21 protein-coding genes, 2 pseudogenes and 1 riboswitch are annotated in these 25,457 nt (G+C 34.9%); of the genes and pseudogenes, 5 read left to right on the top strand and 18 right to left on the bottom strand.

Annotated features, from left to right (window positions below; genetic code table 11):
- Nucleotides 1-47: 47 nt before the first annotated feature.
- The gene (locus tag JFU23_RS24705) at nucleotides 48-1,682 is read left to right on the top strand and encodes a putative polysaccharide biosynthesis protein (RefSeq protein ID WP_201032946.1); all 1,635 of its coding nucleotides are present in this window, start codon (nucleotides 48-50) and stop codon (nucleotides 1,680-1,682) included.
- A 41-nt stretch (nucleotides 1,683-1,723) separates the two neighbouring features.
- On the opposite strand, the pseudogene JFU23_RS24700 reads toward JFU23_RS24705, so the two are convergent.
- The 6 genes and pseudogenes from JFU23_RS24700 to JFU23_RS24675 all read right to left on the bottom strand — a co-directional run bounded on the left by JFU23_RS24700 (nucleotide 1,724) and on the right by JFU23_RS24675 (nucleotide 7,973).
- Nucleotides 1,724-2,548, bottom strand: a pseudogene (locus JFU23_RS24700) (DUF4037 domain-containing protein).
- A 93-nt stretch (nucleotides 2,549-2,641) separates the two neighbouring features.
- On the bottom strand, nucleotides 2,642-3,154 hold the full coding sequence (locus JFU23_RS24695) for a GNAT family N-acetyltransferase (RefSeq protein ID WP_307838463.1): 513 nt from the start codon (nucleotides 3,152-3,154) through the stop codon (nucleotides 2,642-2,644).
- Nucleotides 3,155-3,248: 94 nt separating this feature from the next.
- A complete protein-coding gene (cysK, locus tag JFU23_RS24690) occupies nucleotides 3,249-4,166 on the bottom strand; it encodes a cysteine synthase A (RefSeq protein ID WP_201032942.1) in 918 nt (305 codons plus the stop codon).
- Nucleotides 4,167-4,176: 10 nt separating this feature from the next.
- Complete coding sequence (locus JFU23_RS24685; RefSeq protein ID WP_002086309.1) at nucleotides 4,177-5,388, bottom strand: MFS transporter; 1,212 nt, start codon at nucleotides 5,386-5,388, stop codon at nucleotides 4,177-4,179.
- A 290-nt stretch (nucleotides 5,389-5,678) separates the two neighbouring features.
- Nucleotides 5,679-6,938, bottom strand: coding sequence for a GTPase HflX (gene hflX, locus JFU23_RS24680; RefSeq protein ID WP_002012171.1), 1,260 nt, complete (start codon nucleotides 6,936-6,938; stop codon nucleotides 5,679-5,681).
- Between the two features lie 480 nt (nucleotides 6,939-7,418).
- Nucleotides 7,419-7,973: a cobalamin biosynthesis protein CbiN gene (locus JFU23_RS24675; protein WP_137057473.1), complete on the bottom strand. Its 555-nt coding sequence runs from the start codon at nucleotides 7,971-7,973 to the stop codon at nucleotides 7,419-7,421.
- 181 nt (nucleotides 7,974-8,154) lie between these two features.
- Here JFU23_RS24675 and JFU23_RS24670 point away from each other — a divergent pair, with 181 nt between their 5' ends.
- Nucleotides 8,155-9,138: a ketoacyl-ACP synthase III gene (locus JFU23_RS24670; RefSeq protein WP_201032940.1), complete on the top strand. Its 984-nt coding sequence runs from the start codon at nucleotides 8,155-8,157 to the stop codon at nucleotides 9,136-9,138.
- A 48-nt stretch (nucleotides 9,139-9,186) separates the two neighbouring features.
- Here the strand turns inward: JFU23_RS24670 and JFU23_RS24665 are convergent, their stop codons facing one another.
- The 5 genes from JFU23_RS24665 to JFU23_RS24645 form a co-directional block, all read right to left on the bottom strand.
- The gene (locus JFU23_RS24665; RefSeq protein WP_201032939.1) at nucleotides 9,187-10,464 is read right to left on the bottom strand and encodes an MFS transporter; all 1,278 of its coding nucleotides are present in this window, start codon (nucleotides 10,462-10,464) and stop codon (nucleotides 9,187-9,189) included.
- 172 nt (nucleotides 10,465-10,636) lie between these two features.
- Nucleotides 10,637-12,385: an MFS transporter gene (locus tag JFU23_RS24660; protein WP_201032937.1), complete on the bottom strand. Its 1,749-nt coding sequence runs from the start codon at nucleotides 12,383-12,385 to the stop codon at nucleotides 10,637-10,639.
- A 35-nt stretch (nucleotides 12,386-12,420) separates the two neighbouring features.
- Nucleotides 12,421-12,960 (bottom strand): PadR family transcriptional regulator, encoded by a 540-nt coding sequence (locus JFU23_RS24655; RefSeq protein ID WP_085310361.1) that lies wholly within the window; start codon nucleotides 12,958-12,960, stop codon nucleotides 12,421-12,423.
- A 157-nt stretch (nucleotides 12,961-13,117) separates the two neighbouring features.
- Entirely contained in the window at nucleotides 13,118-13,933 is an 816-nt protein-coding gene (locus JFU23_RS24650) for a polyphosphate kinase 2 family protein (RefSeq protein ID WP_201032935.1), read from the bottom strand.
- A 327-nt stretch (nucleotides 13,934-14,260) separates the two neighbouring features.
- Nucleotides 14,261-14,569, bottom strand: coding sequence for an alpha/beta hydrolase (locus tag JFU23_RS24645; RefSeq protein ID WP_085310357.1), 309 nt, complete (start codon nucleotides 14,567-14,569; stop codon nucleotides 14,261-14,263).
- 89 nt (nucleotides 14,570-14,658) lie between these two features.
- Here JFU23_RS24645 and JFU23_RS24640 point away from each other — a divergent pair, with 89 nt between their 5' ends.
- Entirely contained in the window at nucleotides 14,659-15,123 is a 465-nt protein-coding gene (locus JFU23_RS24640; protein WP_201032934.1) for a hypothetical protein, read from the top strand.
- Nucleotides 15,124-15,142: 19 nt separating this feature from the next.
- On the opposite strand, the gene JFU23_RS24635 is transcribed toward JFU23_RS24640, so the two are convergent.
- The 4 genes and pseudogenes from JFU23_RS24635 to JFU23_RS31090 all read right to left on the bottom strand — a co-directional run bounded on the left by JFU23_RS24635 (nucleotide 15,143) and on the right by JFU23_RS31090 (nucleotide 19,794).
- Nucleotides 15,143-15,421, bottom strand: a complete 279-nt coding sequence (locus JFU23_RS24635) for a hypothetical protein (protein WP_098776980.1) — start codon at nucleotides 15,419-15,421, stop codon at nucleotides 15,143-15,145.
- A 30-nt stretch (nucleotides 15,422-15,451) separates the two neighbouring features.
- On the bottom strand, nucleotides 15,452-16,714 hold the full coding sequence (locus JFU23_RS24630; protein WP_201032932.1) for an MFS transporter: 1,263 nt from the start codon (nucleotides 16,712-16,714) through the stop codon (nucleotides 15,452-15,454).
- A gap of 197 nt (nucleotides 16,715-16,911) precedes the next feature.
- Complete coding sequence (locus tag JFU23_RS24625; protein WP_201032930.1) at nucleotides 16,912-18,291, bottom strand: S-layer homology domain-containing protein; 1,380 nt, start codon at nucleotides 18,289-18,291, stop codon at nucleotides 16,912-16,914.
- 257 nt (nucleotides 18,292-18,548) lie between these two features.
- A pseudogene (locus JFU23_RS31090) lies at nucleotides 18,549-19,794 on the bottom strand (N-acetylmuramoyl-L-alanine amidase).
- Nucleotides 19,795-19,962: 168 nt separating this feature from the next.
- Between JFU23_RS31090 and JFU23_RS24615 the strand changes: the two are divergent.
- Nucleotides 19,963-20,448 carry an 8-oxo-dGTP diphosphatase gene (locus tag JFU23_RS24615; protein WP_201032928.1) on the top strand — a complete coding sequence of 162 codons (486 nt, stop codon included), beginning with the start codon at nucleotides 19,963-19,965 and terminating at the stop codon, nucleotides 20,446-20,448.
- Nucleotides 20,449-20,475: 27 nt separating this feature from the next.
- On the opposite strand, the gene JFU23_RS24610 is transcribed toward JFU23_RS24615, so the two are convergent.
- The 3 genes from JFU23_RS24610 to JFU23_RS24600 are packed head-to-tail and all read right to left on the bottom strand — an operon-like array spanning nucleotide 20,476 to nucleotide 23,631.
- Nucleotides 20,476-22,101: a YndJ family protein gene (locus JFU23_RS24610; protein WP_201032926.1), complete on the bottom strand. Its 1,626-nt coding sequence runs from the start codon at nucleotides 22,099-22,101 to the stop codon at nucleotides 20,476-20,478.
- Between the two features lie 5 nt (nucleotides 22,102-22,106).
- Nucleotides 22,107-22,718: a DUF4166 domain-containing protein gene (locus tag JFU23_RS24605; RefSeq protein ID WP_113769384.1), complete on the bottom strand. Its 612-nt coding sequence runs from the start codon at nucleotides 22,716-22,718 to the stop codon at nucleotides 22,107-22,109.
- 4 nt (nucleotides 22,719-22,722) lie between these two features.
- A complete protein-coding gene (locus JFU23_RS24600; protein WP_201032924.1) occupies nucleotides 22,723-23,631 on the bottom strand; it encodes a DoxX-like family protein in 909 nt (302 codons plus the stop codon).
- A 192-nt stretch (nucleotides 23,632-23,823) separates the two neighbouring features.
- A riboswitch (Lysine riboswitch) is annotated at nucleotides 23,824-24,010 on the top strand.
- 201 nt (nucleotides 24,011-24,211) lie between these two features.
- Between JFU23_RS24600 and JFU23_RS24595 the strand changes: the two genes are divergently transcribed.
- Nucleotides 24,212-25,441, top strand: coding sequence for an aspartate kinase (locus tag JFU23_RS24595; RefSeq protein WP_002126737.1), 1,230 nt, complete (start codon nucleotides 24,212-24,214; stop codon nucleotides 25,439-25,441).
- The last annotated feature ends 16 nt before the right edge of the window (nucleotides 25,442-25,457 follow it).

The following is a 25,457-nucleotide window of genomic DNA, read 5'->3' as shown; positions in this document are numbered from 1 at the left end:
AGTAGTATACGATAAATGCAAGACAGCACGAGTAGGAGGAAAGAATTTTGTCTACTTCAAAAGTTTTAAAAGGTACCGCTTTATTAAGTGGTGCAACAATGATTTCACGAATTTTAGGTTTTATATACTTTTTCCCCTTTCAATTATTAGTTGGAACGCAAGGGGTCGCTTTATATGGATACGCATACTCTTGGTACGGTATTTTATTAAGCTTTTCAACAGCTGGTATTCCTATTGCCGTCTCAAAATTTGTTGCAAAACATAATGCACTTGGTGATTATAGTACAAGTAAAAAATTGTATAACTCGAGCGTAAAATTAATGATGTTTATGGGCTTTTTAGGATTTTTAACTTTATTTATTGGAGCACCGTACATATCACAATTTATTATTCGCTCGAAAACACCAGATCCACAATTTATCGCAGACGTAACACTTACAATGCGAGCATTAAGCTTCGCGCTTATTATCGTACCAGCTATGAGTGTTACACGTGGTTATTTCCAAGGTTTTCAACATATGAAACCAAGTGCTGTTTCTCAAGTCGTAGAACAAATCGCACGTGTCGTTTTCATTTTAGTTGGTAGTTTTATCGTCTCAAAACTATTAGGAGGTTCAGTAGCTTCTTCTGTTGCAGTTGCTACGTTTGGCGCTGTTATCGGGGCACTTGCAAGCGTCTCTATTTTAATGATGTACTGGAAAAAATATAATGGATTAAAACCTCCTGAAGGTGAGCTGAAAACGAGATCATCAAACATTCCGTTAAGAAGTATTTATATGGAGTTACTACGTTATGCAATTCCAATTGTATTTGTAGGCATTGCAATCCCGCTCTATACGTTAGTAGATCAATATACCGTAGCTGATGTCCTTAGAGCGATGGGAGAACCTTTAGAAACCGCGAATGCAGTTTTCGCTTATATAACGAACTATGCCCAAAAGTTAATTATGATTCCGGCTTCACTTGCAACTGGATTCTCATTAACAATTATTCCGGCTATAACGAAATCATTTACAAGCGGGAAACTAGAAGAATTACAAGAACAAATTTCAAAGATATTTCAAGTATTGTTATTCTTCACTATCCCAGCCGCATTCGGTCTTGCTAGTATCGCTTACGATGCATTCCGCATGGTTTATGTAAATCCTGAAATTGCACTTGGTGGATCACAATATTTAATTTCATTTGCACCTTCTGCTGTATTAAGTGCAATTTTCACAGTTTCAGCCGCTATATTACAAGGAATTGATTATCAAAGAAAAACAATGATTGCATTCTCAGCCGGTATTCTCGTTAAAATTGTGGTGAACACACCGCTCTTACATTTATTCGGTGGACATGGTGCTGTACTTGGAACAATTCTTGGATATCTCGTTTCAAATATTATTATGTTGTACTGCATCGTTAAGTTTGCGAAATTTAAAATTGGCGAAACAGCAAAAACAGTATTTCTAATTACGATTTACTCCGCAGCAATGTCTGCTGTTGTAATTGCATTAAGAGCAATTATAAGCTGGATTATTCCTGGACAATCTTATATAGAATCACTGATCATTGTGTTTACATGCGCCGCAGCAGGAGGACTTGTTTATCTTTTATTCGTATTAACAAGTGGACTTGCTTCGCATATTCTCGGTGATAGGATTCAACGATTACCTGTATTAGGTAAGTTAGTAAAATAAAAAAACAAGAGATGTAACGCGTTGTTACATCTCTTGTTTTTTTACTTCGCATATTGAATACGCTTTTGTTGTTCAGCGATATTTAACTCCGGAGCATATTGTTCTACTAAATGTAATACCTCTTCAAGTAGCACTTCTAACTCCTGTACACTATACTCCGGTTTCCCTATCAACGTATTCGCCATACGCTCATATAAATTTTCAGGTTTAATACTCATTCGTCCCACATTATATGGCATCCATTTAAACGCAGGATGGTGCACGTACATTCTATTCAAACCGAATAAAACACCAAATAAATCCCTTTGTACTTCACAAATAACATCATAAAGCATAAGCCAGTCTTTTCGTTTTCAAAGCGCCTCTCGATTATGCCAACGATTACTAAACCAAAGTTTTTCTGAAATCATCCTTTTCGCCAGTTCTTCTGGATATGCTTCGACTCTAGCTTTTAGAGCATGTACTTTTCCTTCTCCATACAAACTCCCACCATCATGAACTGATGACACAATACATTGTTTCTCATAATTTATATCATACTGCTCTATAACTTCTGAAATAATTTTTTCTACTGTCAATGTTAAAAAGTTACTAATCTCTAGTTTAATTCCTTCTTTCGTCAAATACGTTTCCGACCATTCTTCGTCCTCGTAAGGATGATATGACAAAATCGTTCCACCAATATTATTAATTGGACCTAGACGCTCTTCATCCTCTGGTGGTTCTGACCATAAAATATGTAATTCAATATCTGAATGTTCATCTTCTAACTTTCTCGCTACAGATCCTGCTAAAATAATAGCTTCGACTTTGTGGTTTTGCCTATAAATCTCCGACATCTCTATCGCTTTCTCTTTTAATCCCATTGCATTTCCCCCTAAAACTGCAGTACTCCCCTTACTTTTCATTTATCTATTTCGATATTAAACATTATATTACCTTTTCAAATTTCCACTAAATCATATTTCTACCCAATAACGCTGAACAATTTCGCCAGAATTAGAAGAAACTACTTCATTTTCTAGCACACCGCCAACCTTTTGAATCGTTTTAGCCGAACCAATATTAGCTTTATCACAAGTTATTAGCACTTTCTTCAACCCTAACTTTTGCGCTTCACTTAATGCAAGTTTCAATTGTTTTGTCGCGTAACCTAGGCGACGTTTATTCAGATGGATACTATAACCGATATGACCGCTTTCCAGCAATAATTCTGGATTTAATCGATGTCTAATATTCACAAAACCTATTATTTTTCCATTCTCAACACTAAAAAACTGACTAGATGGCACTCGATTAGATGGTAAATTTCCCCCTTCTTTTTGTGTACTTACTTTTTCAAACCATTCACCAATAGAATCGAAATTTTGTAAAGAACAACTACCGTGCGGTTCTTCTCCTGAATGTAAAAACGCCTGCCTATACTCCATAATTTGTTCGCTATATTCGTATGTTGGTTTCAATAGCTTCATTGTCATTCTCCCCACTCACCCATTATCTATTTTTCAAAAAGAAACACCTTAATAGCGGATTTTCATCCTTACTATTAAGGTGCTTCTATCACTTTTATTCAAATAGCCCCATACTTAAATAGCGCTCCCCTGTATCAGGTGCAATACATAAAACCTTTTTACCAGCACCTAAACGCTTCGCTATCATAATTGCGGCGTAAACAGAAGCTCCTGAAGATGGCCCTACTAGTAATCCTTCTTGTCTTGCTAAGTTCCTCATTGTAGTTAATGCCTCTTCATCTGCAATTTGAATAATTTCGTTATACACTTCTGTATTTAAGTTTTTTGGAATAAAACCAGGACTTGTTCCGACTAGTTTATGAGGGCCTGGAACACCACCAGATAACACTGGTGATCCTTTCGGTTCTACTACTGCAATATATAAGTTTGGTAGTTTTTCTTTTAACGTTTCACCGGTCCCTGTAATTGTTCCACCAGTTCCCGCAGTTGCTACAAATGCATCAAGCTCTCCATCCATTTGTTCATAAATTTCGAGCGCAGTCGTATAACGGTGAATATTTGGATTTGCTGGATTTTCAAATTGCTGCGGAATAAAACTATTTGGAATTTCTTTTTGTAACTCTATCGCCTTCGCAATTGCTCCTGGCATTCTTTGTTCCGCTGGTGTTAAAACTACTTCTGCTCCGTATGCTTTCAATAAATTAATACGCTCTTTGGACATATTGTCTGGCATAATTAAAATAGCTTTATATCCTTTAGCTGCTGCATTCATCGCTAAACCAATTCCTGTATTGCCACTCGTCGGTTCAATAATTGTATCCCCCGGCTTAATGAGGCCGTGTTCCTCGGCAATATGAATTAAATTATAAGCAGCACGATCTTTCACACTGCGTGACGGATTAAACATTTCCAGTTTTACATACACATCCGCTGCGCATTCTGGAATAAATTTAGATAATCGAACGACAGGTGTATCTCCTATTAATTCTGTAACGTTTTCACATAATTTCATAGCGCATCTCCTATTCTATTGTTTTCTTATCATTTGGCAGTAACAATGAAGTCAGTCCAATTAATGGTAAACAACTACATAATAGCATAATAAACTGAAGACTATACATATCAGCTAATTTCCCAAGGACTACAGCACCTAATGCTCCAAGGCCAAAAGCAAGGCCAACAATTAACCCTGATACCATCCCTACTTTTCCAGGAACAAGCTCTTGTGCATATACAACAATTACACTAAAACTACTAGAACTAATAAAACCAATACATAAAAATAATGGTACAACCCACACGAGCGAAACGTGAGGTAGTAAAAGTGCAAGCGGTGCTGAACCGAGCATTGAAAATACAATTATCTTTTTCTTACCGAATTTATCTGCTAACGGACCACCAAAGAAAGTACCTAATACACCAGCAATCATAAAAGCGAAGACGAAATACTGTGCATTTTTTATAGATAAACCGTAATGCTCTATTAAATAAAATTGATAGAAATTCCCGATACCAGCACCGTACCAAGAACGTACGAATGTTAGAAAAACAAGAAGTATAATAACAAATTTAATGTGCGTACTTACAATCGCATTTTCAGCCTCAAGTGCAGCCCTCTTTTTCCTTCTTACAGCACCAGTGGCTAATTCATTTTTATACCAATTTGATACGAAAATTAGTAATACAATTCCTACTGCTGCAAAGGCTGTAAAACCTAAAGAACCAATTTGACCGAGCGGAACGAAAATTAATGCTGTAAAAATAGGTGCTAGAGAATTCCCTGTATTTCCCCCCACTTGATAAATCGCTTGTGCTAAACCTCGTTTTGCACCGGCTGCCATGTAAGCAACACGAGCGCCCTCCGGATGAAAGACCGCGGAACCTAATCCAATAAATAAAACAGAAATAATAACAACTATAAAGTTCGGTGCAAATGCGAGTCCAATCATCCCAAGCATACTCGAAAACATACCGAGCGGTAATAAAAATGGTGACGGCTTCTTATCTGAATACATCCCAAAAACCGGCTGCATAATCGATGACGTCATATTTAACGCAAACGCAATCCACCCTACTTGCATATAGGATAAATTCATCGTTTTTTCCAAAATAGGAAACAACGCTGGCACAACTGCTTGCATCGAATCATTCAAAAAATGTCCGAAACTAATCGCAAATAATATTCGATATATTGTCGGTGTTTCTACTGTATTTTTTTGTGAAACTGCCTGCATATGTGTATTTCTCCTTCCTGTACAAAATATATATTTATTACAGTTAGTGTAATAAATTTAGACTTTAATCAGAATAAATTCTGAGTTTTGAAACATTTCTATTCTATACTGGTTTCATTTCTTTTTCCAGAAATTCAACTTCTAAAAAAATATATTTTTTCTATGTGCTTTGTCGGATTTATTTATATGAACTCTTTGTATTTTCTTTTATACTAAGGCAGGACGAAAGGAAGGCTTGCAACTATGAAGAAAAAGACGATCCTAAAACATATTAGGATCGCCTTTTTTTATTAAATAGAAAAACGCTTATATTTCTCATAATCACTCGTCTTACATTCTAGTGCCATTTTCGTACCTTCGTTTTCATAACTCGTAGATAAAACGTGTGCATGATTGTTGAAATACGAAACTACCTGTCCTTGATCATACGGAATTAACATTTCACACTTCGTATACTCTTTATAAATGTGTGAACGAACTACTTCTACAAGCTCTTCAATTCCAACATGTTTCTTCGCAGATAGATAAACGCGATCTTCTTGCACTTTCGGAATTTCAACATCTACCAAATCTGATTTGTTGTATGCATAAATCGTCGGGATATTTTCCACGCCAATTTTCTTTAACGTTTCATTTGTAATATCAATTAATTGCTCATAATTGGGATTTGAGTAATCTACAACGTGAATAAGTAAATCTGCTTCCGCCACTTCCTCTAGCGTTGAACGGAATGCTTTCACAAGGTGATGCGGTAACTTACTTACAAATCCAACAGTATCCGTTAATAAAAATGATTTATTATCCGGCAAATCAATATTTCGTACAGATGTCTCTAACGTCGCAAATAACATATCTTTTTCAAATACTTGTTTCTCTACAGTACCATTAAAAATTTCAAGCATTGTATTCATTATCGTTGATTTACCTGCATTCGTATATCCTACTAACGACACAACTGGAATTTCATTTTTCTTACGTTGTTTACGCTGCGTTTGGCGCTGTGCAACAAGTGCTTCTAATTCTTTATTTAGGGCCGCAATTTGTTCTTCAATTTTACGACGATCTAATTCCAACTTCTTCTCACCGACACCTTTATTTTTCGTGCCAACTCCCCCGCTTTGTCTTCCTAAAGATTCACGAAGACCGATTAAACGAGGCATCATGTACTGAAGATGGGCCACTTCTACTTGCAACTGCGCTTCTTTCGTTTTCGCACGTTGCGCAAAGATATCTAAAATTAAAATGGTACGATCAATTACTTTACAATCTAAATCCTCTTCTAAATTTCGAATTTGTGAAGGAGATAATTCGTCATTAAAGATGACCATATTTGCATCTGCTTCTTTCACATACGCTGCTACTTCTTCAATCTTCCCTTTTCCAATATAATGCGACGGATTTACTCGTTGTAAATTTTGCGTCACTTGACCGATTACTTCCACATCACAAGCTTCCGTAAGATTTGCTAACTCTTCCATCGAATATGCAAAATCAGCTTCCTTACCTAAATTTACTCCAACTAATATTGCTCTTTGTAATAATTCTTCCATATATTTATTCCTCCATTTCGATTACGCAAAATAAAAAACACAGGTCACTGCCTGTATTTTCGTAAACGGATAAGGGTTCACCAAAGAAATAGAAGAAAGCAGTGCTTTCGTCCTATACATGGTCAAAAAGTCCCAAGATAGTATACGTATCCAACAAGTGTTCACCTATACTATCCCATTCTATTTATAAAGGCAAAACAAAAAGAGGGCGTATTCGTCCCTCCCTCTTTTTCACATATAAGCTTAATAAAGGGTTCCTTTAAAATAGGCAGACCAATCCCGTTCACTCTGTACACAGACAGAGCCTTTGAGCGCTATTCAATTATCGGCACAAAGTATTGAGACGTAATCTGATTAAGATCAAAGGAAGCCCCTCCGTTCATTTTAAGTTACATAAAGTGTAGCATAAGTAATTCGCTTTCACAAGATTAAACCACCTATAGAAACAGAAAGAAAATCTTTATATTTTTACTTTAATCGTCATTTTTTGCGAATTCTTTTCACAATAAAAATAACCACAGCTACAATGAATAATACACCTATAACAATAACCACAACTTGCCACAAACTTAAGCCGCTCACCATATCCCCTTTTAAATTCACTTTCTTCGTTGGAACAGACTCTTTTGTAAATTGACTTAAAGCCACTTTGTCCGCCCCTGCCTCATCTAATCTCTTCGTTCTACTACAACTATGTGTGTGTAATTGTTTTTCTGATCCTCTTTGAGAAGAATATACTAAGTACTCTCCTCCCTCTACAAAGTGAAACACACAATCACCACCATTTGTATATACAATAATTTGCGAAGAACTTGTCCCTTTCCAAATATTCTTCACTTCAAATAAAACTTCAGTTCCAATCCCTTCTTTCCTTCCAACCTCAATTACTTTCCCCTCAAACACCACATCATTTTTTTGAAATGCATCCTCTGGAGATTTTTTAATACAGTCACAAGCATAAGATTTATCTGGAAAAACAATAAGAATAAAGCTACAAATAATGACAACAGGCAACATGCGCAAAATTCTTTTCAAGGAGCCCCACTCCCTTCATTATCAATTTCAAAAGCTTCTCGTATATTATTTTTACGCTACTCGCCAAATTCCTCCAGAGTAAATTAAACATTATCGTTTCCATACAATAAAAGTCTTTATTGACACTTTTATAACCTGATATTAGTATCAGGTTATAAAATAAAAATTAGGAGATGTCCCTATGAATTCTAAATCTCGTATTACCACAATTGGTACTTATGTTCCAGATCAAGTATTGTCTAATAACGATTTAGAAAAGATGGTCCATACGAATGATGAATGGATTGTACAAAGAACAGGCATGAAAGAAAGAAGAATTGCTAACGAAGACGAATACTCCTCACACTTAGCCATTAAAGCCATCGAAAATTTATGTACAACATATAAGAAAAACTTAGAAGATATTGACTGTATCATCGTCGCTACAACTACTGCTGATTATGTTTTTCCTAGTGTCGCTTGCCAAATACAACAATACTTCAACATACCTCATACACTAGCTTTTGATTTAAATGCAACTTGCGCTGGTTTCACATACGGACTGCATGTCGGTAATAGCTTAATCACTTCTGGATCACATCAAAAAGTACTCGTCATAGCGACAGAGACATTATCTAAAGTTACTGATTACACCGATAGAACGACCTGTATTTTGTTCGGTGATGGCGCTGGAGCTATTTTATTAGAAAGAGATGAAAACAAACCAAGCTTTATCGCTGCTCACATGGGAACAAACGGTGACGGTGGCATTCATCTATACAGAACAAACTTATCTACTACTATGAATGGCACACCACTACAAACAAGTGAAAAAATCGTTCAAAATGGAAGAAAAGTATATAAATGGGCTGTACGAACAGTACCATACGGCATAAAAGAACTATTACATACTGCAAATTTGCAAATAGATGATATAGACTGGTTCATACCACATAGTGCTAACTTAAGAATGATTGAATCTATTTGCGAAAAATCAAAAATATCTATTCAAAAAACATTAACGAGTGTGGAAGATATGGGGAATACATCTTCCGTCTCTATTCCACTCGCTTTAGATTTAGCTAGAAAAGAAGGAAGATTAAATAACGGAGACACACTTTTGCTATACGGATTTGGCGGTGGACTTACGCATTTAGGGCTTATTGTGGAGTGGGATTTAAGTTAAACGAATTAAAAAGAGGTTCTAGGAAATAACTAGAACCTCTTTTTAATTTCATGAATTTTTTTTACCTAACCGAGACCACATCACAACTGGAATAAGCAGTAAGGCTATAGCCCCTCCCGCTAATGATAATGCCGCATAACTTGAATTAGCTACTACCATACCTGACATCGCTCCACCAGAAGCTCCAGCTAACGCAACAAATACATCTATTTTTCCTTGTGTTTTTGCACGTGTAGAAGGTATAGTTGCATCAACAATTTGAGCTGTACCACTTATTAAACCGAGGTTCCACCCTAACCCAAGTAAAGACAGAGCAACAATTAATAATAGTAAAGAATCACTCGGCGCTATCGCAGCTATGACACCCGCCGCTAGTAAAATTACTCCACCAGCTATACTCATCGTAGTTCGGCCGATTTTATCAATTAACATTCCTGTAACGAGAGACGGAAGATACATTGCACCTACATGAAAACCAATTACAAGCCCTATTGCACTTAAACCATGACCATGATGCCCCATATGAACTGGCGTCATCGTCATAATCGCAACCATCACTATTTGAGTAAGTATCATAACGATTGCTCCAACCGTAATACCTCGTTTGTTTTCTTTCGCTTCTTCTGTTACTGGTTGCCCTTTATATGTATGTTCTCGCTTATATGTTTCTATTATGTTAGCAATAATTAACGGGTCTGGACGAAGCATAATAAAAAGAACAAGACCCGCAAGTATAAATGCCGCTGCTGATAATATGAACGGACCTGCAAGGTTAGGAATTCCAATTGAATGGGCAAAATTCCCCATTACACCTACTAAATTCGGACCAGCTACCGCACCAAAAGTCGTCATAACCATCGTAATACTAATAGCAGTTGCTCGCTGCTTCTTATCTGCTAAATCGGTACCAGCATAACGAGCTTGTAGATTCGTCGCTGTACCTGCACCGTATATGAGTAAAGAAACTAGTAAAAGAATAATACTATTTGTTAACGCAGCCAATACAACTCCAATAGCCCCTAGCCCCCCTACTATAAACCCTGTTGCAAGTCCTATTCGGCGACCATATTTTTGCGATAACTTCCCAACAAAGAAAGCCGCTACCGCAGATCCCATTGTAAACATAGCAGCCGGTAACCCTGCATACGCATCTGTTCCAAGCATTTGCTGTGCAAGTAGTGCCCCCACTGTAATTCCAGCAGCTAACCCCGCCCCACCAAACATTTGTGAAATACTTACGATTATTAACGTTCGTTTATATAATTTTTGTTGCTCTTCTTCTGTATACATGTGGTTACTTATTGAAGCATCCGCTTTATTTAACATTTTCTCACCTACTTAATAAAATACATTACTCTTATTAATGTACTATATTTTCATATCTAATGATAATTGTATTCGTTAATTTATCATAGTCATAAGTTGAATGAACTTAACTCAGATCTTCCTTCCATACTAGTGTAAAGAAAACCAGGCTAATATATTAGCCTGGTTTTCTTTACACTTCCTCTACTACTCTTTCCCTTCTCCTCTTACTTAAAGCTTTCTCTTCCCAAAACAACAAACTTACTAAAGCACAAACTAAAATAATTGGTACACTCGCTTTATATAAATCTGTAAAACTCATAGCCATCTGATTCTGAGTATAATGATTCACGTCATTTGAAAATACGAGTATTTCTTTCTTTATATTCTCTTCTTGTTTTTCAACTTCTTTTGTTACTCGATTCGTAACTTCTTCTCTTTTTATATTTCTATATTCTACTGGTACTCCACTTAATACCTCATCCACCTTTTGGTGAATTAATTCATCTTTTTTCTCTTTACTTAACCCCACAAATGTTTCATTTTGTTTCTTTTCTACATTTGTTTCTATACTTTTCTTCTCTATTTTTTCTTTTGTTACTTGTAATATCTCAGTTTGCTGAGCACTATCCACATGAATATTACGCACTTTTTCTTCTGCATAACGATATACATTCTCTTTATTTACAGATAAGTTGTGTGTTAAGTTAGATACAAATATCGCTACCGCTAATACAATACCTACTTGACGTAACATCGAGACAACACTTTGAGAAGCAGTTAATAATTCCCCTTCAAACGAAGATGCACTTAAAACTGTAATTGGACCTACTACTAAACCATATCCAACGCCTAATATCATACATGGGATAATAATTTCTGTATTTGTTGAATTGACGTCAATCATTTGCAGCCAATAGTAGGATAGCCCCATAATAAGAAACCCTGACAAAATAATAGTTACTTTTCCAAATTTTTTAATTAAAGTTGCTGCAACCGGTGAGACAAAAAATATCATCGCTGAAATAGGTGTCACTAAAAAAGCAGCTTCAATTTCCGTTCGGTATTGTATTTTTGTCAAGAATGTTGGAAGCAACACAGTTACTCCAATTAAAAACAAATTACTTAATATAACAACGATAGACGCTCCTACAAACATTCGATCTTTAAATAATTTTAAATTCACCATCGGATTATGAATCTTTCGTTCCACTAAAACAAATAGAATAAGAGAAATAGTGCTAATTGCATAACAGGACAAAGCGATATTACTTTGCCATCCCCACGTATTACCTTTCACTAATACGAGGGTAAAAGAAAAAATCGCTAAACTACTTAATATGAGTCCAATCCAATCAATTTTTGAAATAATACGTTCTTCATTTTTTACTTGTAACATAATACAGCATAAAATGATTCCAAGAATACAAATCGGAACATTGACGAAGAACACCCATCTCCATCCTACATTTTGCGTAATAATTCCGCCTATTACCGGACCAAGTGCAGCTGACAATCCTTGCGTTACTCCTAAAATAGCAAGTGCAACATGCCTCTTTGCTAACGGCATAGCTGATACACCAATTACCATACTTGTCGGAAATAAAATTGCTGCTCCAACACTTTGTATAAAACGAGAAAAAATAAGGAAGTCACCTGTATTAGCAAAAGCACAAAGTACTGACCCACCACCAAAAATCACCAAACCAAGAATATACATCTTTGCTTTTCCAAAAATATCAGCTATCCGTCCTAGCGGAATTGCGAGTACTGCAATAGTCATTGTATATACATTTAATACCCAAGACATCTTTTCTAACGAAGTATTTACACTTGATTGTATTGCCGGTAAAGCTATATTCATAATTGTCGTATCAATCATACAAAGAAAAATACCTAAGCACATTAGAAAGACGATTTTCAGTCCCCTTGCTTGCTCCATGTTCATCTACCCCTTTATTTATTTTGAACACATTTTCATTCTTCTGTTTTATTATTGTCTTTCGCTTCTAACTGCTCTAACTTTCTCTTCAGCGTTTCTACTTGCGCACTATATGTTGCAATACCTACATCAAGTGAAATTTCCTCAACGAAAGTAATACCTTCCCTCCATTTTTCATATTTCAATCGAAGATCCGCAATGTATGCTTCTTTCCGTTGAATTTCGTCTTCAATCCATTTTTTTATCGCCCTATCATCACTATAATTACCAAAATACAGCCTCATTAAAAAATCTGAACGTAAAACATCTTTCTCTACATCCGTTTGCATGTATTGATAAAACTCTTCACGCCCTTCATCTGTAATAAAGTACATTTTCTTATTTGGTTTCCCTTCTTGCATGATAACCTCTTTTTTTATTTTCCCCTCTTTTTCCAACTGACGTAATGTTGGGTAAATCATTCCAAAGCTTCCATCAAAAAAATGAGTAAATACGTCTTCAAAAACGATTTTAATATCATAACCAGATAATTCTTTTTGCATTAATAAGCCTAAAACAACATCTCTTCCCTTCAAATTAAGACCCCCGTATAGTATATAATCAACAATCATATTAACAATGTTAATATGATTGTTGATTATATACCTTTTTCAAAAATTGTAAAATGTTTCTAAATAAAAACTACCTGGTAATTCAATTAACACAAATTACCAAGTAGTCCCTATACAAACTTTACTTTTTAACCTTTACTTCTTGCACAGATTCAATTTTCTTTTTCTTTCCTTCTTTTATTTCATTATAATAAGAAGGTAATTCTATATTATGCTCTAAGAAATAATCCTCAATTAATGAAATAATTACTTTCAATGTTTTCAAACGGGCGTATAATTTATCATTACTCGCGATAATATGCCATTTTGCATTCGGCTTATTTGTATTTTCAAACATGTCTTCTATTGCTTCGACATACTCATCCCATTTTTCACGATTTCGCCAGTCTTCATCTGTAATTTTCCACCTTTTAAGAGGGTTGTTCTCTCTTTCTGTAAATCTCTTTAACTGCTCATCTTTACTAATATGATAGAAAAACTTTCCTATTATGTAATGATCATCTGTTAATAGTTTTTCGAAATCATTAATTTCACCATACGCTCTCGTCCACTCTTCGTTTGTAGCAAATCCTTCAACACGTTCAACTAATACACGCCCATACCATGAACGGTCGAATATAGTAATTTGCCCGTACTGAGGCAGTTTCCGCCAAAAACGTTGCAAATAATGATACCGTTTTTCATGAGGAGCAGGCGCTCCAATTGGATTTACTTGGAATCCGCGTGGATCAAGATGTTCAGTCACTCGCTTAATTGCTCCGCCTTTACCTGCCGCATCCCAACCTTCCATAACGAGCATAACAGCTATGTTTTCTTCTTTTAAAATCTGCTGTAGTGCCAATAAGCGCATTTGATATTTTTCAAGTTTCTTATTGTACTTAGATTTTGATTCAATTCTTTTCGTTAAATCTACTTTAGCAATATGCTCTTTTTCCATCAAACGAATCCCCCTTGTTATATGACAATGTTATTTTAACATATTTATTGGTAATATTTTCATATTAATATCTCTTTTAACTAATACTCGTACCCCTCCACCTATATCTATCTTTTATAAGTTGGACGCTACTTTATATTAATAAATTAATCCCCCTGATATGCTTTTTCGTATCCTTTAGCAAGCATTTATTATTAATCAAAAAAAACAAAATAAGGAAACTATGCCGAAAAATCTTTACATAGTTTCCTTGTTTTTTTAATGTGCGTGTGACATACTTGGGAAGATTAATAACGAAAAGATAGAAGCTCTATCGATTCACTTATACTACAAACGAATTACAGGCGGAATATCTCCTTCTCGTAAAAAGTAAGCAATCACTGTAAATCCAATAATTAATATTGAAAATAATGTTATTATAATTCCACCTGGTAGTGTTAGAAAAATAGTATTCAAGCTACTCTTCATAGAGAAAGCAATCGAGTATATTCCTAGCAGAAGACTGATTATAGCAATAGCCACATAAACCACTACCGCATACCATGGATTGAGTTCCAATAAAACAACAGAAATAAATATATACAAAAATAACAGTTGTAGAAACATGCTGCTTCCCATACTTACTAATTCTTTCAATATACCCTCCCCTAAACTACATGGTATATTATCTTAAAAAGAGAAGATAATAACAAATAAATCCATTAAAGAATGGGAGCTCTCTAAAGATGAAACGAAAAATATTTTCTCTCTTTGCACTAATCTGCTTAGCACTACCAATACAAGCTAGTGCATACACATTTCAATCACTACCAATTGCATCAAAGTCTAAACAGTGGTATATCGAAATTGACAAATCTCATAACTCAAACAAGCAAGCAGTGCAGCCAAAACAAGGTGTATATGATACGTATAGTTTACTCTTAAAAAATATTGGTAATGATGTATCAAATGTATCCGTAGAAATACTTGATAACACACCTACATCTAAAGCAACTTTTAGTCCTACTACATTAAATAACAACGTTTCAAAAAGTCATACAAGCTTTAACTACATGGTATTCCCGTTAGACTTTAATAGCCATAATTTTAAAGTCGTCATTACTTGGGAAGAAAAGAATTTCTCTTACAACGGCCATCCAGTACATGAGAGTAAAAAAATGAAACAAACATTTGTGTTTAATGAAGAGTAAGTCCTAATTTGATTAGGGCTTACTTTTCATTTACAAAACCAGATTGAATTGCTTCTGTCACTTCTTTTGCAATGTGTATTTTTGTAGCGTCTACACAGATTTTTTTGTCCCAAACATGTACGGAAGGCTCTTCATTAGACAAATGCTTAATTAAGATGAATCGATTATATGTCATTTTATTTTCTATAGGAGTAGCAATATACACCGTAAAATTCTTTGCTTCAAATACCTTTTCTCCCAAAACGTATTTACATCCCAACTCATGTACTAGTAAATCATGTAGGTTTTCTATATTCATATACCATATCCCCCCTTTTAGCCTACATAATCAATCGAACCGCCGAATACTTGGTACAGACAATGCCATTCCAATTGTTATGATTACTAAAATAGCTAGCATTATGATTGTTATCTTTCCACCTATTACAGTAGCTAACCAGCCTACAACCACATACCCTAATGGCAATAAAGCAAATGAACCTAACATATCAAGACTTGCCACTCTCCCAAATGCTTCTTCTGGTACAAGCTCTTGTAAACTTGTTTCCCAAATGAGCCCAAATATCATAATACCGAATCCTTCAATTGCCATTAATCCAATTAAGGCAGGTGCCCAAGAAACGAAAGGCATAATTAATAACGCCATTCCACTTATTAAAACACCACCATACGCAAGTAATCCTCTCTTATGCCACCGCTGCCTCCCACCAAAAATTAGTGCTGCGATTACAGCTCCAGCACCAGAAGAAGCCATACCTAAGCCATATACGTAAGCTTCAAAATGATGATGAACATTAAACAACCATGGAATTAATACAACGATAACGCCTGCATAACAAATATTAACGAAAGAAAAGACTAGAATGGTAATCCACAACCACGGATGACTTTTTAAAACTAAAATACCTTCCATAAACTCTTGTTTGTAATCGATCTTACTCTTTTCAATGGATTTTATTTTTTTAAACTTAATTTCTTTTAAAAATAATAAACATAAAAATGATAATAAATACGTTGCTGCATCTAGTCCGAAGCCTATCCCTGCAGATGTAACTGATACTATCAACCCTCCAAGAGCCGGTCCAATTAATCGTATACCCTGATTACTCATTTGCGTTAATGCGTTAGCTGCATTTCGAATTTCCGGTACAAATACTTTCGCTCTTACAGCTGAATATGCCGGCTGAAATATCCCTTCCATAAGTCCATATAACGCTACGAGTACATATAGAAGTGGAATTGTTAGAACGTCCATAAATATAAGTGTTGCAAATAAGAGCATTAATATGCAGCGGATTATATCTGTAAATAACATCAATTTCACCCGGTCAATACGATCCACGACTAATCCAGCAAACGGTAACGCTAGAATATTAGGAAGCATGTACATTCCCATAGTCATTCCCATTACAACTGTTGAACCAGTTAATGAATACACAACGACTGGCAGAATAACCATCGTTATCGAACTACCTAAAGTCGAAAGTAATTGTCCAATCCATAAAAACTTAAAGTGTGGTGACATTTTAACTGGCAATAACAATTTACCGACATAACCTGAATTTTTCTCTGTTGGTATTTCTCCTTGCACATCTCTCTCCTCTTTTCAAATTAAGTTAATACCCAAGAATAAATACAGAAAATTCAATCTTTAATGGCTTTAATTATATATGAAACTGTTAGATTATTGGTAAAAATATAAAAAAGAATATCATAATGAATCTACAAATATTACATGTTGAATATAAATAAAAAAGGTGTTTTCATATATGAAAACACCTTTCCACTTTATAATTTTAAGTTCTTCTTCAATGTCCAATATTTTTCTGGAGCATTTTCAAGTGAGAATTCTACCCAGCCATTTGGATCTTCGCGATATACATTTACTTTTGTACCATTTTCTAATTTTCCAACTTCATTTTGTGTAACGTTTGGTACACTCTTAATTGGATTGTTAAACGGGAATGGAACTTGATAGTAAGATCCTACAGTTTGAACAGTAGCTTTCGCATCTTTTGCATAATCTTTATATGGAATTGTTTCGCCTAATGCCTCTACATTTAATGTATTAGGGTTTTTCGGCAATCGGTTTATATTTTGATAATCTTTGTTATTGAAAGGCTTAATACGTTCCATAATATTAGCGATTTTGCCAGCCCATTCTTTATCAGTTGAATACATTACATTCATCGCAGGTAATGTGTAACCTTTGAAATACTTAGCACCTTGTTCTAAGTAATTCTTTCTCACATAATCAGCATTGTATGAAATACTTAATCCATAAGATGGTAAATATTTTGCATGTGCGAATGGATCCCAATCATACGCTCGTAGTCCAAATAAATTATGTTTACGATATGCAATTTCTGATTTCCCGTATCCAGATTCTAAGATTGCATGTGCTGCTAAATATAAAGAGTTCACGCCATACTCGTTTTGCGCTTTAATAAAGTCTTGTCCAACTCCAACAAGCGGACTATCGGGATGATATCTTTTAATATAATTATCAATCTCTTGAGCTGTTACATTAGAAGGTAATGTTACATCTAAATCGATATATGATGCCATGGCGTTATATAAAAATTGTGCATATTCTTCACGTGTTAAAACACCTGTTGGATTAAATGCACCTGCTCCATTACCTGCAGCAACACCGTTAGACTCTAATGCACTAATCGCTTCATTTGCCCAATGATCTTTCGGAACATCATTAAATGTATGATTAGCTTTTACTTTTAGTTTAAAGGCTTTCTGTAAAATTACAGCCATTTCAGCACGAGTTAAAGATTCTTTCGGTCTAAATGTTCCTTTACCATCACCTACGAAAATCCCCATATCTGTTAAAGCTAAAATTTCTTTTTGGAACATTGTTGTCCCTTCGTTAATATCAGAGTATGGATTTTTATATTCGCTTTTCACTTCTGCCTTTAACGCGCGATACATTAATGCGGCTACTTGCTCACGAGTTACAACATCCCCGAATCCAAACTTACCATTATCATATCCTGCAATAATTTCTTTTGACGTTAAATTAGTAATTGCTTTATACGACCAATGACCTTTTGGAACGTCTGGAAAATCTTTTTCAGCTGCAAATGAAGTTGCCGGAGCCATCACTACTTGAAGTGCGACTGTCACTGCTAACACATTAGAAATAATTTTTTTCATATTTTTTAACACGTTATGTATATGCTTGTCCCGTGTTAACTTGCCTCCCTTTATAATAAAATTTTCCCTATCAAACTAACAAACTCTTAATTAGTCAACACTAAAAGTATACGTGATACAAATAAACTAATCTACCATTATTTTATTTATAATCAGCATAATACGATATATCTTTTTATTTTGATACAAAATTATATAAACTCATATAAAAAGTCCATCATCTCTATATAGATGATGGACTTAACAATTAATATTTTTTATTTAGCTAAACGATATTTTGAAACATCGAAACCTTTCCACTCATAATAATCTAAAATCCCAGCATAAACTGCCTCTTGCAGCAATTTGTCTTCCTGATTCAGTAGCTAATTTGCCATTATCTATATTATTATCAATAAAGGCAAGCTCTGTTAAAACTGCTGGTACTGTATTTTTATTTACTACATAAAATGAATGATCATCTTTTATATCTCTATCTCTTGTATGTAGTGCCTCTACTACTCGCTTTTGAATTTTTTTCGCTAATACTTCGCTATCCTTTTCAATCTGTGTCTCTTCTCCACGCTTGGATTTTTTATAATAATATGTTTCCGTTCCATAACCATCATGATTTTGAGAAGAGTTTGCATGAATGCTTACAAATATATCTGCATTGTTCTCTTGACCAAATTTCACTCGATTCACAAGAGACTCATTCTTGTTACTTCCTGGATTCCCGTTCTCTTCACGTGTTAACAAAGCTTTTAAAGGTGTATTTTTTTCTAACAATTGCTGTAATCTTAAAGATATATCAAATACAATTTCACTTTCCTCTACACCTTGCCCTGGATTCCCTGGATCAAATCCTCCATGACCAGGATCAATAATAACTACCTTTTCCACTAATGGATTTCCAACTTGAATTGAGTCAGCCTTTGTAATAAATTGAGCTGCTTCTGCTTTAGTTAGAGTTTTTTCAGGCTCCCATTTGTTACCAGTACCAACAGAAATCCCTAATTCAACTAGGATGTTAGCTTTTGCTTTCCCCCAGCTTTTTTCTAAATCACTGAATTTAGTTACTGGAGTACCGTTTACTTTAGAATCTAATTTGTAAGCTTCTACAAGTAGAGATGCCATTGAAACGCGGTCGATTTTTCCGTCTGGATCGAATGTGCCGTTATCTTTACCTTTAACAACGCCAGCTTTTTCTACAGCTGCGATGATTGGAGTAGCCCAGTGTTTTTGAGCATCAGCGTAAGATGGTTTAGCACCTGAATCGATTGGTAAGTTTAAGATTTTAGCCATCATTGTAGCTGCTTCTGCACGAGTGATTTCTTTTTCAGGCTCGAACATTCCTTTATCATTACCTTTAACTGCACCTTTCTCTACTAAATAGTAAATAGAATCTTCTGCCCAATGTTTAGCTGGGACATCTGGAAACGTTTTTGTTTGTGCAAAACTACTAGATGAATAAGATAATATACTAGCTGCAATTACTCCTGCTGCGATTATTCTATTTTTCATAGAATATATTCCCCTCTCAAGTACAATGTTTTATGTAACAGAATAATTATAGTTCTGAAAATTAGTAATAGTCAATTGCATTTTGTATAATTTTGTATTATTATTGTATTTTTTGTCATAAATAACTATAGTAAAAAACTATAAGATTTTATAAAAGGAGATATTCGTATGAGCAAGAATTGGAAAGATATAGAACACCGTATTTATACAATGTGTATGATTCAGCATAATAATGAAGTATTACTAATACAACGCCCCGATCATCTAGGCTTCCCTGGTTACATCGCTCCGGGCGGAAAAGTAGATTTCCCAGAAAGTATCGTTCAAGCTGCTAAACGAGAAGTAAAAGAAGAAACTGGATTACTTGTTTCAAATTTAACTTTTAAGGGATTAGATGAATATGTAAATCCAAAAGAACAGGTTCGCTATATGGTTTTCAATTATTGGACAAATTCATTTGAAGGTAACCTTCTCCCTCACCCTCCAGAAGGAGAATTAGTATGGGTTCCAATTGACTCTGCGTTACAGCTTCCCATGCAAGGGTGGTTTAAAGAAAGATTCCCATTATTTTTTGAAAAAAGCACTTTCGAAATTCAACGTGTTTGGGATCGTGACTTAGATAAACAAGTTGCTATGACAATTACCCATACATAAAAAGCTTGGAATCTCTCCAAGCTTCTCTTACTTCTCCTCTATTTTCTTAATCTCATAATCAATTTCTAAAAACTTGACTCCGAATATCCACATTCTATGGTGAGCTGTTAACATTTGGTTCGCGCTCTCTTTAATGATAAATGTCTCTGCTAATGGTAAACGTATTGTAAAGAAACGAGTATATAAATAAATCCCCTCATCTCCCTTACCATTTCTTCTCAACTTACTAGTAATGATTAAATCTTTATTCTTATTACATAATTTCAAAATCCCCGTCATATTCGAATATGGTAAAGGTAATCCGATATTCATGTATTTCTCATCCTCATGGGTATGTTTTGAGTAAAGAGCTACAAAAATAGATTCTCCTGCTTCATTTTTTCTTAGCCAAGCCCTTACATTCTCTCTTCCATCCTTCTCATCTATTACCCCAATGATAGAGCCATGCATCGTTTCCCACTTACCGCCCATTCCTAAATGTATTTGTCCTACACGCTTACTCATTTTCTCATAGCAAAATGCAAGCGGGCGGAACCAACGATTCCATTTTATATGCGATTGTAACTCATACTCTTTTGTATTTTCATAGAAACGAGTAATACTTAAAGGAATCTTCGTCACGTCAAATGCCTCACTATGAAAATCATTCATTTTATCAACTAAACCTTTGTATTCCTTGCTATCTATTAAATTTCTATTATGTAAAAATGCTTCACCAACTGTCGCATTTCCTCTTAACCTGCTCATTGTTTTCCCGTAATATTTATAATTCGGAGTACTCTTTTCAATCATCCAACCAAGAAAAGCTGGTAACGCTACTCCAATTCCATTTACAACACCGTGAATCCAGACCATTTGTGCAATTGTAATCGTCATTACTTGTTTGAAATTCCCGTATGAATATATGAGTGAAAACATTATTGTTACCATAAGTATACTGGATGAAAGAGTAAGGAGAATCTTTGCACTTATAGCATTGAATTTCGTTCTCCATACGTAAATCCCATATCCATAAATGGCACATAAATATATGAACACTGCAAAAAATTCAAACACCCTCGAATACGTAATTCCTATTGCAACTGTCATTGGAGAAATGACGATGATAAACATAATAGAGTCATATAACTTACTTCCCCGCTCTCTTTTCCTTCCAAGTAAACCAGCTGATAACGGCAATAGAAATGCCGAGTAATGAAAGTGTGCCGCTGTAAGTAAAACAATGTCAGAACTAAAGTGCATAATTGAAACCTTTGCTACTGAAGCAAAAAACCAAAAACCACCTAAAAACAAATAAATAAACGCACTATCGATAGCCGTCTCTTCTATCGGTTTCCATCCTCTTTCTAACAATCTACTTACACCAAATAACGCAACGATTCCTGTATATGCAAACCAAAGTAGCGCAAAGAAATAGTGATTTGTTACGAAAGCTAGCATCGCACTGATTGCTGCGATTGGATATAAAAACGATACAAATTTATAAAATAATACATACGATCCATTTCTTTTTTTCTTATCAATAATGCAAAATGACATCGGTATAAATAACAAAATAGATAACAATATGATTGCTTCAACAGGATTTACATTCGACCACTCGCATATTAGAAATATAATATAACAAGCAAACCCAAATAGTATATTCTTCATCTCGTTTATTTCCTTTCCACAAATGTTCCCTTATATGAAAATAACGAACCAATTAACGGATTCCGTACTTGTACATGAATTCGAAAACATTGCAGTGCATCATCATAACTTTCAACAATTTTTGCCTCTCCATATAAAAATTTTGGTAACGGGAGTTTTCTACCAAACATATAAAACCATTGTTTCTTTGAGGAAATATGTATCCCGCCTTTTTCATCAATATAGAAATTCAATGTAGAAACGAGTATATGTGGCTCGCCAAAATAATCTACAATTTCATTATTCTCTTCATCCAACTTCATAACAGCGTTAAAATATCTTTTCTTATTATGAAAATAAAAAGTACGATTCCACCGTACAAATTCTTTCCCCTGTCCATCCCGCTCAGCGGTATTATGTATCACAAACGGAACTTTTTGCCCTCGCTCAGAGAAAAACATACGGAACTTCGATGTAATTTTTAATATTAATTTAACGAAAAAAGATCCTCCATAAATTTCATCCATTTCCCCTTCCCCAATAAAGCTATTTTCCTTTGTTATCGCATATCGTTCCTGCAATTTTGGATGAAGCCTTTTATAAGAATCCCCTAATAATCTTTCATAAATATTAACCATATACTTATCCCTTTCTCGTCCTCTTGCAATTTTTTGCGCTTGGCAAATTAGTGCTATTTATATAACCGACAATCGATAACCCTATTAGAAGAAAATTTAATGTAATCGGATTAAACGGTTGCGTAAAACTTGTGATATTCGTAATTCCTGCCGCAATTGTTAAGGCGATTAACATAATAATATGCCCTATAAATAATTTTCGTTTTGGAAGTGGCAATAGCCATATCACACCCAATATTATTTCTAGAAATCCAACTATTTTAAGCATAAAAATACTATTTTCATTCGATCCGATTAGTACAGAAAGCATCTTCACTTCTTCTGGATGAGTAAACATCACTTTCGGTACAATCCCTTGATATAACCATACGAAAGCAAATAAAAAGCAAACTAGCCAATACGTCATCGTTCTTCTAATTAGCAACTTAGGATGAAGTCCCTTTTCTAACCATAATTTTAAAGCATCAAAACTCCATGCAGTTGCCCAACCTAATAGTGGACGAAAAATATATAAATCCATCACATTTCCTATACGACCAAACCTTGTATCATAATCATATTGCGTTTCAAAATGAATATGTTCTCCATTCGAGGTATACTTCCAATAACCACGCCCAATTTGTATAAGTGATAATTGATTGTCTGTCCAAAATTTCAAAGAGGAAATGCGCTCCCCAGTTTCTTTTCTTATTTCACCTATCGATTCCCCTTCTCCGGCTATTTCAAGACCAAATCCGATCTTTGTTTTATATAAAAACTTCTGTGGTTCTCCCTCTTTTTTTTCTAAATACGAAATTTCAGTAAAACGAGCATCCCATTCTGTATGTATATCAGGCTCTTGTGTATATGCCCATAGTTTCTCCATTGTTGTGTTCATTTCTGTTGCTACATAAATAGGCTTTTTCTTCCCCATCCTTCCACCTCCCATGCGCTATATTTTCAATGTACATGCAATGAATTTATTTTGCTACATTTTTCACAAACTAATTTAATAAAAAGATAGAATTTCAAAAAAATACAAAAAACACTTGATTCCCTGAAAAATTTAAATTATTATAAAACAAATGTTACCAACAACTTCATAAATCATACACTCTCGCCTAAAACGTGAGATAGAGGTTGCAACGCTTATAAGTATTCTAAAGGAGACACAGAGATGTCTATGAATTTAGAGGAAAGGAAGTGTTGCCGAAATTGATAAATTTCTCTGCATTTATCAATTGGGGCTGTTTTCGAATAGAAACAGAACTGTCATATGTACAGACGTGTACGTATGAAGAGCTATCTACAAAAAAGAGATATCATTTTTATGATATTCCTTTTTTGGCGGTTTTTTTATTAGCTCCGTTTTCTGTTTCCCTTTTCCTGTAACAGCACCATCCTCACTTATTTGAGATGGTGTTTTTTGTTTTTCTCTCTGGTAACTATAGGAATATTGGGATTTGTATATGTCCTAACCTATTCTTAAAAATGGACGAAAGAAGGAATTCGTAATGGAAACGATTGTACAAAAATTTGGCGGTACCTCTGTCGGAAGCGTCGAGCGCATTCAACATGTAGCAAATTTAATTATTGAAGAATATGAACGAGGACATAGTATTGTCTCTGTCGTTTCAGCAATGGGAAAAAGTACGGATAAACTTGTAGCACTTGCTAACGCTATTACTGAAAATCCAAGTAAACGTGAAATGGATATGCTCCTATCTACAGGAGAACAAGTAACTATTTCATTATTAACAATGGCACTACAAACAAAAGGTTATAACGCAATTTCATTAACAGGATGGCAAGCTGGTATTACGACAGAATCTGTACATAGTAGTGCACGGATTACTGACATTAACACCACTCGTATTCAGTCTCACCTTACTGAAGGCACGATTGTTATAGTAGCTGGTTTCCAAGGAATAAGTGAAGAAAATGAAATTACCACACTTGGTCGCGGTGGCTCTGATACGACTGCTGTCGCATTAGCTGCTGCACTAAAAGCAAAAAAATGTGATATTTATACGGATGTGACCGGCGTATATACGACTGATCCACGAGTTGTACAAGATGCTTATAAATTAGATGAAATTTCTTATGACGAAATGTTAGAGCTTGCCAACCTCGGTGCTGGCGTATTACACCCACGCGCTGTTGAATTTGCTAAAAATCATAATGTAATTTTAGAAGTTCGCTCAAGTATGGAACAAGAAAACGGAACAATTGTAAGGGGAGAATGTAACATGGAACAACAATCAATCGTTAAAGGTATTGCATTTGAGGATAATATTACACGCGTCACAATTAAAGGATTAGAACAAGGTGCACTTTCAACAGTTTTCTCTACATTAGCAGCAGCACATATTAATGTAGATATTATTATTCAAAGTATTACAAATGAAGGAACTGTTCACCTCTCCTTCTCAATCCATTCTAATGATTTAAGAGAAACATTAGAAGTATTGGAACAAAATCAAGAAGCACTTCACTACGAATCTGTAGAACATGAAAATCATTTAGCAAAAGTATCAATTGTAGGATCTGGTATGGTATCTAACCCAGGAGTTGCTGCGAATATGTTCACTACTTTAAAAGAAGAAGATATTCATATTAAAATGGTAAGTACATCAGAAATTAAAGTATCTGTCGTTATTGACCGTCTTCATTTAGTAACGGGTGTTGAAGCACTTCATCAATCATTTATGGCGAAAATTGAACCTTTAGTGCAAATGATTTAATTTCCACCAGTAAAAC

Origin of the sequence: Bacillus sp. TH50 (assembly GCF_016650565.1) — a bacterium.
Taxonomy (GTDB): Bacteria; Bacillota; Bacilli; order Bacillales; family Bacillaceae_G; genus Bacillus_A; species Bacillus_A mycoides.
This window is presented reverse-complemented; position numbering and strand designations above follow the sequence as displayed.

Coding starts and splice junctions, on each gene's coding strand:
- hflX (WP_002012171.1), bottom strand. CDS start 6,938: ATGGAAGAATTATTACAAAGAGCAATATTAGTTGGAGTAAATTTAGGT.
- JFU23_RS24625 (WP_201032930.1), bottom strand. CDS start 18,291: ATGAAAAAAATTATTTCTAATGTGTTAGCAGTGACAGTCGCACTTCAA.
- JFU23_RS24610 (WP_201032926.1), bottom strand. CDS start 22,101: ATGAAGAATATACTATTTGGGTTTGCTTGTTATATTATATTTCTAATA.
- JFU23_RS24670 (WP_201032940.1), top strand. CDS start 8,155: ATGAATTCTAAATCTCGTATTACCACAATTGGTACTTATGTTCCAGAT.
- JFU23_RS24605 (WP_113769384.1), bottom strand. CDS start 22,718: ATGGTTAATATTTATGAAAGATTATTAGGGGATTCTTATAAAAGGCTT.
- JFU23_RS24595 (WP_002126737.1), top strand. CDS start 24,212: ATGGAAACGATTGTACAAAAATTTGGCGGTACCTCTGTCGGAAGCGTC.
- JFU23_RS24695 (WP_307838463.1), bottom strand. CDS start 3,154: ATGAAGCTATTGAAACCAACATACGAATATAGCGAACAAATTATGGAG.
- JFU23_RS24640 (WP_201032934.1), top strand. CDS start 14,659: ATGAAACGAAAAATATTTTCTCTCTTTGCACTAATCTGCTTAGCACTA.
- JFU23_RS24615 (WP_201032928.1), top strand. CDS start 19,963: ATGAGCAAGAATTGGAAAGATATAGAACACCGTATTTATACAATGTGT.
- JFU23_RS24635 (WP_098776980.1), bottom strand. CDS start 15,421: ATGAATATAGAAAACCTACATGATTTACTAGTACATGAGTTGGGATGT.
- JFU23_RS24650 (WP_201032935.1), bottom strand. CDS start 13,933: ATGGAAAAAGAGCATATTGCTAAAGTAGATTTAACGAAAAGAATTGAA.
- JFU23_RS24660 (WP_201032937.1), bottom strand. CDS start 12,385: ATGGAGCAAGCAAGGGGACTGAAAATCGTCTTTCTAATGTGCTTAGGT.
- JFU23_RS24600 (WP_201032924.1), bottom strand. CDS start 23,631: ATGGGGAAGAAAAAGCCTATTTATGTAGCAACAGAAATGAACACAACA.
- cysK (WP_201032942.1), bottom strand. CDS start 4,166: ATGAAATTATGTGAAAACGTTACAGAATTAATAGGAGATACACCTGTC.
- JFU23_RS24665 (WP_201032939.1), bottom strand. CDS start 10,464: ATGTTAAATAAAGCGGATGCTTCAATAAGTAACCACATGTATACAGAA.
- JFU23_RS24685 (WP_002086309.1), bottom strand. CDS start 5,388: ATGCAGGCAGTTTCACAAAAAAATACAGTAGAAACACCGACAATATAT.